The organism is Micromonospora tarensis (assembly GCF_016803395.1).
In the GTDB taxonomy this organism is placed as follows: domain Bacteria; phylum Actinomycetota; class Actinomycetes; order Mycobacteriales; family Micromonosporaceae; genus Micromonospora; species Micromonospora tarensis.
The window spans coordinates 1-9792 of sequence record NZ_JAEVHL010000246.1; the positions used below are offsets into that span (position 1 = coordinate 1).

Annotated in this window: 11 protein-coding genes and 1 pseudogene; 8 read left to right on the top strand and 4 right to left on the bottom strand. The window is 71.6% G+C overall.

All coding sequences use genetic code 11. The features are described 5' to 3' along the window. The 8 genes and pseudogenes from JM949_RS29795 to JM949_RS29830 all read left to right on the top strand — a co-directional run. On the top strand, positions 1-904 hold a 904-nt coding region (locus JM949_RS29795), incomplete at its 5' end, for a THUMP-like domain-containing protein (protein WP_203151471.1). Between the two features lie 40 nt (positions 905-944). Further along, positions 945-1424: a Cys-tRNA(Pro) deacylase gene (gene ybaK / locus JM949_RS29800; RefSeq protein WP_203151472.1), complete on the top strand. Its 480-nt coding sequence runs from the start codon at positions 945-947 to the stop codon at positions 1422-1424. A 179-nt stretch (positions 1425-1603) separates the two neighbouring features. Beyond that, positions 1604-2698: a sugar ABC transporter substrate-binding protein gene (locus tag JM949_RS29805; RefSeq protein ID WP_203151473.1), complete on the top strand. Its 1095-nt coding sequence runs from the start codon at positions 1604-1606 to the stop codon at positions 2696-2698. A gap of 112 nt (positions 2699-2810) precedes the next feature. Then, positions 2811-3628: pseudogene (locus tag JM949_RS29810) on the top strand (ATP-binding cassette domain-containing protein). Continuing rightward, complete coding sequence (locus JM949_RS29815; protein WP_203151474.1) at positions 3625-4887, top strand: sugar ABC transporter permease; 1263 nt, start codon at positions 3625-3627, stop codon at positions 4885-4887. Before JM949_RS29810 ends, JM949_RS29815 begins: the two are co-directional and overlap by 4 nt. Before the next feature lie 22 nt (positions 4888-4909). Further along, the gene (locus tag JM949_RS29820) at positions 4910-6085 is read left to right on the top strand and encodes an ROK family protein (protein WP_203151475.1); all 1176 of its coding nucleotides are present in this window, start codon (positions 4910-4912) and stop codon (positions 6083-6085) included. Between the two features lie 19 nt (positions 6086-6104). Further along, on the top strand, positions 6105-6401 hold the full coding sequence (locus JM949_RS29825) for a DUF1707 SHOCT-like domain-containing protein (protein ID WP_203151476.1): 297 nt from the start codon (positions 6105-6107) through the stop codon (positions 6399-6401). A gap of 125 nt (positions 6402-6526) precedes the next feature. Continuing rightward, positions 6527-7264, top strand: coding sequence for a DUF4142 domain-containing protein (locus tag JM949_RS29830; RefSeq protein ID WP_203151477.1), 738 nt, complete (start codon positions 6527-6529; stop codon positions 7262-7264). 30 nt (positions 7265-7294) lie between these two features. On the opposite strand, the gene JM949_RS29835 is transcribed toward JM949_RS29830, so the two are convergent. The 4 genes from JM949_RS29835 to tsaB are packed head-to-tail and all read right to left on the bottom strand — an operon-like array spanning position 7295 to position 9761. Further along, entirely contained in the window at positions 7295-7549 is a 255-nt protein-coding gene (locus JM949_RS29835; protein ID WP_053660576.1) for a hypothetical protein, read from the bottom strand. A gap of 13 nt (positions 7550-7562) precedes the next feature. Next, on the bottom strand, positions 7563-8609 hold the full coding sequence (tsaD, locus tag JM949_RS29840; protein WP_203151478.1) for a tRNA (adenosine(37)-N6)-threonylcarbamoyltransferase complex transferase subunit TsaD: 1047 nt from the start codon (positions 8607-8609) through the stop codon (positions 7563-7565). Then, complete coding sequence (gene rimI, locus JM949_RS29845) at positions 8602-9087, bottom strand: ribosomal protein S18-alanine N-acetyltransferase (RefSeq protein ID WP_203151479.1); 486 nt, start codon at positions 9085-9087, stop codon at positions 8602-8604. The genes tsaD and rimI overlap by 8 nt, the downstream gene beginning before the upstream one ends. Continuing rightward, the gene (gene tsaB, locus JM949_RS29850; protein WP_203151480.1) at positions 9084-9761 is read right to left on the bottom strand and encodes a tRNA (adenosine(37)-N6)-threonylcarbamoyltransferase complex dimerization subunit type 1 TsaB; all 678 of its coding nucleotides are present in this window, start codon (positions 9759-9761) and stop codon (positions 9084-9086) included. The genes rimI and tsaB overlap by 4 nt, the downstream gene beginning before the upstream one ends. Positions 9762-9792: the final 31 nt, after the last annotated feature.

The window sequence follows — 9792 nt, forward strand, 5'->3', positions numbered from 1 at the left end:
GCGCACCCTGGCCGACCTCGGCTGCGGCCTCGGTGCCGACGCGCTCGCCGCCGCCCGCGCCGGCATCCGGGTGTACGGGGTGGAGGCCGACCCGCTGACCGCCGCCATGGCCGCCGCCAACGCTGAGGCGGCCGGGCTGGCCGAGCTGTTCACGGTCGAGTGTGGCGACGCCACCGTGTTCGACGTCTCAGGGGTCGACGGGGTCTTCTGCGACCCGGCCCGGCGCACGAGCGGCACCGGACGGCGGATCTTCGACCCGCGCGCCTACTCCCCCCCGTGGGACTTCGTGACCGGGCTGGCCGAGCGGGTGCCGCACACCGTGGTGAAGGTGGCACCGGGCCTGGACCACGCGCTGATTCCGGCCGGCGCGGAGGCGGAGTGGGTCGCCGTGGACGGCGACCTGGTCGAGGCCGCGCTCTGGTGCGGCGAGCTGGCGGAGGTGCCCCGCCGCGCCACCCTCTACCGCCGGCAGGGCTCCGGGTTCCACCGCCACCAGCTCACCGGCTCGGGTGCCGCCGAGGCGCCGGTCGGGCCGCCGCGCCGCTACCTGTACGACCCGGACCCGGCGGTGGTCCGCGCGCACCTCGTCGCCGAGCTGGCCGTCGAACTGGACGCCACCCTGGGCGATCCGAGCATCGCCTACCTCTACGTCGACCAGCCGACCCGCACTCCGTACGCGCGCTGCCTGGAGATCACCGACGTGCTGCCGTTCTCGCTCAAGCGCCTGCGGGCGCTGCTGCGGGACCGCCGGGTGGGCCGGGTGGAGATCCTCAAGCGAGGTTCCGCGCTGGTCCCGGAGCAGCTCCGGCGGGACCTGCGGCTGGCCGGCGACCAGGCGGCGAGCCTGGTACTCACCCGGATCGGCGGTGCACCGACGGTGCTGATCGGCCGGCCGGTCGACTAGCCTCGCCTCGGCCGGCCGCCGGTCGACTAGCCTCGTCGCTGTGGCGGGACAGGGCACGCCGGCGACGGCACTGTTGGTCAAACGCGGGGTCGCGCATCGCACCCATCCGTACCGGGTGTCGCCGGACGCCCCGAACTACGGCGCGTTGGTGGCGGTGGCGCTCGGCGTGGCACCGGAGCGCGTGTTCAAGTCGCTGGTGACCGAGGTGGACGGCGGGCTCACCGTGGCGGTCGTACCGGTCACCGGCGAGTTGGATCTCAAGGCGCTCGCGGCGGCGGTCGGTGGCAAGCGGGCGGCGCTGGCCGACCGGGTGGTCGCCGAGCGGGCCACCGGTTACGTACGCGGTGGGATCAGCCCGCTCGGGCAGCGTCGGCGGCTGCCCACAGTGCTTGACGAATCCGCGCTGGATCTGCCGACGATCTACGTCTCCGCTGGTCGGCGCGGGCTGCAACTCGAACTGGCCGCCGCGGATCTGGTGGCGCTGACCGACGCCCGCACCGCGCCGTTGCAGACTCGCTGACGACCTTCGTTACGTCGACCTCCCCATGGGATACCCGGGGAGTAACAGTCGCGTTGCTGAATTGTTATCGCCCCCAACAAACTATGCACCTGCGCGGTCTTGTGGAGCCGGTGTGACGCGAAATACGTTGCCGGGCACAACAAAACAACACCTCCCCCACCTCCGAAAGGACCCTGCACATGCGTAAGGGGCTCCTCACCATCGCCGCCGTGGGCCTGCTCACGACCGGCGGCTTGACCGCCTGCAGCGACGACTCCGGCACCGGCTCGGCCGACTCCAAAAAGACTCCCAAGATCGGCGTGATCCTTCCGGACAGCAAGTCCTCCGCCCGCTGGGAGACGGCGGACCGTCGCTTCCTGGAGGAGGCGTTCAAGGCCGCCGACGTCCAGTACGACATCCAGAACGCCCAGAACGACAAGGCCGCATTCCAGACCATCGCCGACCAGATGATCACTAGCGGCGTCACCGCCCTCATGATCGTCAACCTGGACTCCGGCACCGGCAAGGCCGTGCTCGACAAGGCCAAGTCGCAGGGCGTCGCCACCATCGACTACGACCGGCTCACTCTCGGCGGCTCCGCCCAGTACTACGTCAGCTTCGACAACGAGACCGTCGGGAAGCTCCAGGGCGAGGGTCTGGCGAAGTGCCTGACCGACAAGGGTGCCAAGAACCCCGTCGTGGCGTACCTGAACGGCTCCCCCACCGACAACAACGCCACCCTGTTCAAGGCCGGCTACGACTCGGTACTCAAGCCGAAGTTCGACTCCAAGGAGTACACCAAGGGCCCGGACGACGCCGTGCCGGGCTGGGACGGCCCCACCGCGGCGACCATCTTCGAGCAGCAGCTCACCGCGACCAAGGGAAAGATCGACGGCGTGCTGGCCGCCAACGACACTCTCGGCAACGCCGCCATCTCGATCCTGAAGAAGAACAAGCTCAACGGCAAGGTGCCGGTGACCGGCCAGGACGCCAGCGTGGAGGGCCTGCAGAACATCATCGCCGGTGACCAGTGCATGACCGTCTACAAGGCCGTCCGGGAAGAGGCCAAGGCCGCGTCGGACCTGGCCATCGCACTGGCCAAGGGCGAGAAGAAGGACACCGGCCAGACGGTGAAGGACCCGGAGGGTGGCCGGGACGTCCCCTCGGTGCTGCTCACCCCGAAGGCCATCTACAAGGACAACGTCAAGGACGTCATCGCCGACGGCTACGTGACCAAGGAGCAGATCTGCGCCGACGCGTACGCCAAGCTCTGCGCCGACGCCGGCATCAGCTGACCGACGCCGCAGTACCCGCCGGGACGACAATCGCCGCCCGGCACGGGAGCACCTTCCCGTGCCGGGCGGCGCCCGCCGACGGGCCCCGACCCTCCCTTAAGAAGGAGACCCCGTGTCCGCGACTCCCCTGCTGGAACTCCGCGGGATCGACAAGAGCTTCGGTCCCGTCCAGGTGCTCCGCGACGTCGCCCTGAGCGTCCACCCGGGCGAAGTGACCGCACTTGTCGGCGACAACGGTGCCGGCAAGTCGACCCTGGTGAAGTGCATCAGCGGCATCTACCCCACCGACGCCGGTGAGGTCCTGTTCAACGGCGAACAGGTGCACATCGGCAGTCCCCGCGACGCCGCCACGCTCGGCATCGAGGTCGTCTACCAGGACCTCGCGCTCTGCGACAACCTGGACATCGTGCAGAACATGTTCCTCGGCCGGGAGAAGCACAGCGGCCTCGTCCTGGACGAGCCGACAATGGAACAACTCGCCGCCGAGACCCTGGCGGGGCTCTCCATCCGCACCGTCACCTCGCTTCGCCAGCACGTCTCCAGCCTCTCCGGCGGTCAGCGCCAGACCGTGGCCATCGCCAAGGCGGTGCTGTGGAACAGCAAGCTCGTCATCCTGGACGAGCCGACCGCGCCCTGGGCGTGGCACAGACCGCCCAGGTGCTCGAACTCGTCCGCCGCCTCGCCGACAACGGCCTGGCCGTGGTCCTCATCTCGCACAACATGAACGACGTCTTCGCCGTCTCCGACCGGATCGCCGCGCTCTACCTCGGCCAGATGGTCGCCCAGGTGAAGACCACCGACATCACTCACGCCCAGGTGGTTGAGCTGATCACCGCCGGGCGCTCGGGCGGGCTCGGCCTCGCCACGGACCCGGGCGGCAACGGCGACGGCCCGCAGCCGGCCGATTCGATCTCAGGAGGCGTCCGATGACCACCACCGCCGTGCGGAAGGACGGCCCGGCGGCCGTCACACCGCCGCCGACCGTCGGGAGGCACGCCCGCAACTACCTGAGTCGGGTACGCGGTGGCGACGTCGGCGCGTTGCCGGCAGTGCTCGGCCTGATCGTGCTCTGCACCGTGTTCGCGGTCATGCGGCCGTCGTCGTTCCTGTCGGCCGGCAACTTCGCCAACCTGTTCACCCAGGGCGCGGCGGTGACGCTGATCGCGATGGGCCTGGTCTTCGTTCTGCTGCTCGGCGAGATCGACCTCTCCGCCGGCTTCGCCAGCGGTGTCTGCGCGGCGGTGCTGGCCAACGTGGTCACCGTGCTCGGCTACCCCTGGTGGGTCGCGGTGCTCGCCGCGATCGGCACCGGCCTGGTCATCGGCACCACCCTCGGCATGCTGGTCGCGAAGGTCGGCATTCCGTCCTTCGTGGTCACCCTCGCCGGCTTCCTCGCCTTCCAGGGCGTGGTCCTGCTGCTGGTGAAGGACGGCACCAACATCTCCGTACGCGACAACGTGCTGGTCGCCATCGCCAACCGCAACCTCACCCCCGCCCTGGGCTGGGCGTTCGCCATCCTCGCGGTCGTCGGCTACGCGGCGGTGCAACTGCTGCGCCACCGCAACCGGGTGGCCCGAGGCCTGATCGCCGACCCGATCGCGGTGGTGGTGCTCCGGATCGCCGGGCTCGCCGTCATCCTCGGCACCGCGGTGTACGTCCTCAACCTCGAGCGCAGCCGCAACGTACTGATCAGCTCCCTCAAGGGTGTGCCGATCGTGGTGCCGATCATCGCGGTGCTGCTGGTCGTCTGGACCTTCGTGCTCCAGCGCACCAGCTACGGCCGGCACATCTACGCCGTGGGTGGCAATCGGGAAGCGGCCCGTCGGGCCGGCATCGGGGTGGACCGGATCCGCATCTCCGTCTTCATGATCTGCTCGTCCATGGCCGCCGTCGGTGGCATCGTCGCGGCCAGCCGGGCCAACTCGGTCGACCCGAACACCGGGGGCAGTAACGTACTGCTCTACGCGGTCGGCGCAGCGGTGATCGGCGGCACCAGCCTCTTCGGCGGCAAGGGCCGCGTCCTCGACGCCGTGCTCGGCGGCGCAGTGGTCGCGGTCATCGAAAACGGGATGGGCCTGATGGGGTACAGCGCGGGAGTCAAGTACGTGGTCACCGGCGTCGTGCTGCTGCTCGCCGCCAGCGTCGACGCCCTCTCCCGCCGTCGCGCGGCAGCCACCGGCACCCGCTGACCGCGCGGGAGGTAGCACCACCATGCGCCCAGGACCGAGCCAGGATGACGTCCGACGGCAGAACCTCGGGGCCCTGCTGAGGCACGTGCACGTCCACGGGGCGACCACCCGCGCCGAGCTGACCACCACGCTGGGCCTCAACCGCAGCACCATCGGCGCGCTCACCGCCGACCTGTCCTCGGTGGGGCTGGTCAGCGAAGGAACTCCGAAGGAGACCGGCCGGGCCGGGCGACCGTCACTTGTCGTCCGGCCCGAGTCGGCCCGGGTCTACGCGTACTCGGTGGAGGTGGACCGCCTGCGCGCGGCCCGGATCGGGCTGGGTGGCGCGGTGCTGGACCGGCGGGACCTGCCCAGGCCGCGCGGCCTGCTGGCCGCGGAGGCCGCACCGCTGTTGGCCGGCGCGGTCAAGGAGATGCAGCAGGTGGTGTCGGCCGACGCGATCTGCGTCGGTGCCGGCGTCGCGGTGTGCGGCATGGTCCGCCGCGACGAAGGCCTGGTCCGACTCGGCCCGACCACCGGATGGGTGGACGAGCCGATCGGCGCGGCCCTCGCCGACGAGCTGGGCACCGACGTGCCGATCACGGTGGGCAACGTGGCCGACGTCGCCGCGTTCGCCGAGCACGCACGGGGTGTGGCTGCCGGCTGCGACAACGTCCTCTACCTGTACGGCGACGTCGGCGTCGGTGCCGGCATCATCGCCGGTGGACGCCGGCTGACCGGGCACGGCGGGTACGGCGGCGAGGTCGGCCACATGAAGGTGGTCCGGGACGGAAAGCCCTGTGAGTGCGGCTCCCGGGGTTGCTGGGAGACCGAGATCGGCGAGCACAGTCTGCTGCGGGCGGCCGGACGCTCCGACGCCCGGGGCCGCCACGCGCTGCTGGAGGTCTTCGACGCCGCCGACCGGGGCGACGCCCGAGCCCAGACGGCGGTCCGCCAGGCCGGCGACTGGCTCGGCTTCGGGGTGGCCAACCTGGTGAACGTCTTCAACCCCGAGATGGTCATCTTCGGCGGAACCATGCGCGACCTCTACCTCGCGGCGGCGGCCCAGATCCGCAGCCGGCTGAACTCCAACGCGCTCGGCGCCTGCCTGGAACACGTCCGGCTGCGCACCCCCGCGCTGGGCGAGGACGCCCCCCTGATCGGGGCCGCCGAGTTGGCCTTCGAACGACTTCTCGCCGATCCCCTCGACGTGGGCTGATCCGCGTACGCTGTCCGGCGTGGATGTCGAGCTGCGCGCCTCCGACGACGACCGCAACCGGGTCGTCGACGAGCTGCACCAGCACACCGCCGCGGGTCGGCTCACGCTCGACGAGTTCTCCGATCGGGCGGGTGCGGTGTGGACCGCACGCACCCTCGGTGACCTCGCCTCGCTGACCCGTGACCTGCCGCCCCTGCCCCGACCGGCCGGCAACGCCGATCCCGTCGGGCACGGGCGTCGAGAGTTGCTGATGGTCTTCGCCGCCGCGGCGCTCACTCTGCTGCTGCTGGGCGGCTTCCTCGCCGTCACCCGCTGATCCGCGCCGCCGCGCGGTGAACTGATCGCGCGGTTGGTCCGTACCAGTGGGCGGACGGGCAACCGGCAGCGTACGGGTGCCCGGTCCAGACGCGTTCCGGTCCGGACCGAGGAGGCAGCACAGACATGGCACCGCTCAGATCCGCCCGTCGTCGACCGGGCACCCGGACCCACCGAGCGGTCATGCTGCTCATCGCAGTCATCGCGGGGGTCGGTGTGCTACCCGGCGTGGCCGTCGCCGCGCCCGTCGGCCAGCAGCTCAACGCCGCCGACATGACGTTGCTCAACGGGGTGCGGCTGGCCGGGCTGTGGGAGATGCCCGCCGGCCAGATGGCCGCCGAGAAGGGGCAGTCGGCGAAGGTCCGCGAGATCGGCGCCGGCATCGCGAACGAGCATCAGCGCCTCGACCAGCTGGTGGTCGAGGCGGCCAACAAGTTGGGCGCGACGATCCCCAGCGAGCCGACCGCCGAGCAGAAGGGCTGGCTCGCGGAGATGCAGAAGGCCTCCGGGGCCCGGTTCGACCAGATCTTCGTCACCCGGCTCCGGGTCGCGCACGGCAAGATCTTCCCGGTGATCGGCGCGGTGCGGGCCAGCACCCGGGACGCCACCGTCCGCAAGCTCTGCGACGACGCGAACGGCTTCGTCATGCACCACATGCAGATGCTGGAGAGCACCGGGCTGGTCCGCTGGCCGGAGCTGCCGCCGGCCGCGCTGCCCGCCCCCGGCAAGGACGGGCTGCTGGCCGCCGCCTCGGCGAACACCGGCCCGCAGGTCGGCGTCAGCAGCACAGTCGTCTGGTTGGTCTTCCTCGCCGCGTTGGGCACCGGGGGCATCGCCACCTACCGGATGTTGCGCCGCAGCTGACCACTGTCGTGGCCTGGTTGGTGGCTCGTGTCAGCGATCGACCTGGGTGAAGTCCCAGGAGTGCGGGGCACGGGCCACCAGCAGGGCTGGTGGATCCGGTAGTGGGCGCGGGTTGCTGCGCCACTTGGAGATGACCACCACCCGGTGGTCGGTGGACGAGAACACCTCGCTGGAGACGTGCAGCGGGTCGTGCTCCAGCTCGGGCAGCGCGGTGTCGCACACCCAGGTGATCAGGTCGGCGACCCCGTACGCCTCGGCGCGCGCCTCCCACATCCGCACGATCATGCCGCCGCGCCCGTCACACACTGACCGTGGTCAACGGCAGTGCCGAGTCGGCCGGCAGGTCCAGTCGGCTCGGCGCCACCCCGGCGGCGACCAGGTGCGAACCGAGCGCGGCCACCATCGCGCCGTTGTCGGTGCAGAGCTTCGGCCGGGGCACCCGGACCCGGATGCCGTACTTCTCGGCCCGCTGCTCGGCCAGCGCCCGCAGCCGTGAGTTCGCCGCGACTCCCCCACCGATGACCAGGGTCTCGATGCCCTGCGCCCGGCAGGCGGCGAGCGCCTTGCTGGTCAGCACGTCACAGACCGCCTCCTGGAAGGACGCGGCCACGTCGGCCACCGGCACTGGCTCGCCGGCCCGCTGACGGGCCTCGACCCACCGGGCCACCGCGGTCTTCAACCCGGAGAACGAGAAGTCGTACCGGTGCGCGGCGAGGTCCTTCGCGGCGGTCAGGCCGCGGGGGAAGGCGATCGAGGCGGCGTCGCCGGCGCGGGCCTCCCGGTCGATCGGCGGGCCGCCCGGGAACGGCAATCCGAGCAGCCGGGCGACCTTGTCGAACGCCTCACCGGCCGCGTCGTCGATGGTGGCGCCCAGCGGGGTGACACCCCGGGCCAGGTCGTCCACGAGCAGGAGGGACGAGTGGCCGCCGGACACCAGGAGCGCGATGGCGGGTTCGGGCAGCGGACCGTGCTCAAGGGTGTCCACCGCGACGTGCGCGGCGAGGTGGTTGACGCCGTACACCGGCTTCTCGGCGGCGAGCGCGTACCCCTTGGCGGCGGCGACGCCGACCAGCAACGCGCCGGCCAGGCCCGGCCCGGAGGTGACCGCGATCGCGTCGATGTCGGCCAGGGTGACGCCGGCCTCGGTCAGCGCCCGGTCCATGGTCGGCACGATGGCCTCCAGGTGGGCACGGCTCGCCACCTCGGGAACCACACCCCCGAACCGGGCGTGCTCCTCGACGCTGGAGGCGAGCGCGTCGGCCAGCAGGGTGTGCCCCCGCACGATGCCGACGCCGGTCTCGTCGCAGGAGGTCTCGATACCCAGGATCAGTGGTTCGTCAGCCATGGTCGTGTGGTCCGTCCCCGGTCGGCTCGGTGTCGCGCCGCATGACCAGCGCGTCGGTGTTGCTCGGTTGGTAGTAGCCGCGTCGCACCCCGATCGGCTCGAACCCGTACGTCGCGTAGAGCCGCTGCGCCGCGGCGTTGTCCACGGCGACCTCCAGCAGGGTGCTGCGCGCGTCGCGCCGGGCCGCCTCGGCGAGCAGTTCCTCAAGCAGTGCGCGACCTACGCCGCGTCGCTGGGCGTCGCGGCGGACGGCGATGTTCTGTACCCACACCTCATCCGGCGGGGCGCCGGCGAGCCCGGCGTAGCCGAGCACCGAACCATCCGCGTCGACGGCGACCCGGTAGTGGTGCCCGTTCGCCAGCTCGTTCCAGAACATGGCCGGCGACCACTGCTCGGCGCCGAAGAGGTCCGCCTCGATCGGCAGCACGTCGTCGATGTGCCACCAGCGGAATGGGTCGAGCCGTACCGCGGTCGTCATGGCAGGACCGGTTTGCGTCCGGTCGCCGCCACCGCGTCCGGGCGGCGCAGGTACAGCGGGGTGAGTCGCTCGCTGGACGCCCCGGCCCGGATCCGCTCGGCGGCCAGCAGCGCCAGCACGGTGGCGTCCGGGTAGCGCGGCTCGACCCGGACCGGCAGGTCCAGGACCTCCGCGTACCGGTGCGCCCCGTCGCCGACCGCGACTGTCGCGCCCAGTTCGCGGGCGCGTGCGGCGGCCACCACCGGAGTGGACACCTCCGGCCCGACGATTCGCTGGCCGTCGCCGTCGTAGACGGCCCAGTAGAGCTCCCTGCGCCGCGCGTCGCTGGCGGCCAGCACCGGATCGCCGGATGCCGCCGGGTAGCCGATGGCGTCCAGCGAGCAGACGCCGTACGTCGGGATGCCGAGCACCTGGCCCATCGTCGCGGCGGTGACCAGGCCGACCCGCAGCCCGGTGAACGGTCCCGGGCCCAGCCCGGCGACGATGGCGTTCAGGTCACGCGGGCGCGCGTCAACGTCGGCGAGGACCGCGTCCACCTGGGGCGCGAGCAGCTCACCGTGCGCGCGAGCGTCAACCGTGCACCGCTGCGCCCGGGACGCCACGCCGTCTGCCGAGACCTCCACCAACGCTGCGGTGACGGCGGGGGTCGAGCTGTCCACCACGAGTACGAGCACGGTAAGCCAGCCTAGCCGCCCCACCCCGCAC

Bases quoted from the DNA above. Each gene is read 5' to 3' on its own strand.
- JM949_RS29805 (WP_203151473.1), top strand. From the start codon at position 1,604: ATGCGTAAGGGGCTCCTCACCATCGCCGCCGTGGGCCTGCTCACGACC.
- JM949_RS29815 (WP_203151474.1), top strand. From the start codon at position 3,625: ATGACCACCACCGCCGTGCGGAAGGACGGCCCGGCGGCCGTCACACCG.
- JM949_RS29820 (WP_203151475.1), top strand. From the start codon at position 4,910: ATGCGCCCAGGACCGAGCCAGGATGACGTCCGACGGCAGAACCTCGGG.
- JM949_RS29830 (WP_203151477.1), top strand. From the start codon at position 6,527: ATGGCACCGCTCAGATCCGCCCGTCGTCGACCGGGCACCCGGACCCAC.
- JM949_RS29835 (WP_053660576.1), bottom strand. From the start codon at position 7,549: ATGATCGTGCGGATGTGGGAGGCGCGCGCCGAGGCGTACGGGGTCGCC.
- tsaD (WP_203151478.1), bottom strand. From the start codon at position 8,609: ATGGCTGACGAACCACTGATCCTGGGTATCGAGACCTCCTGCGACGAG.
- rimI (WP_203151479.1), bottom strand. From the start codon at position 9,087: ATGACGACCGCGGTACGGCTCGACCCATTCCGCTGGTGGCACATCGAC.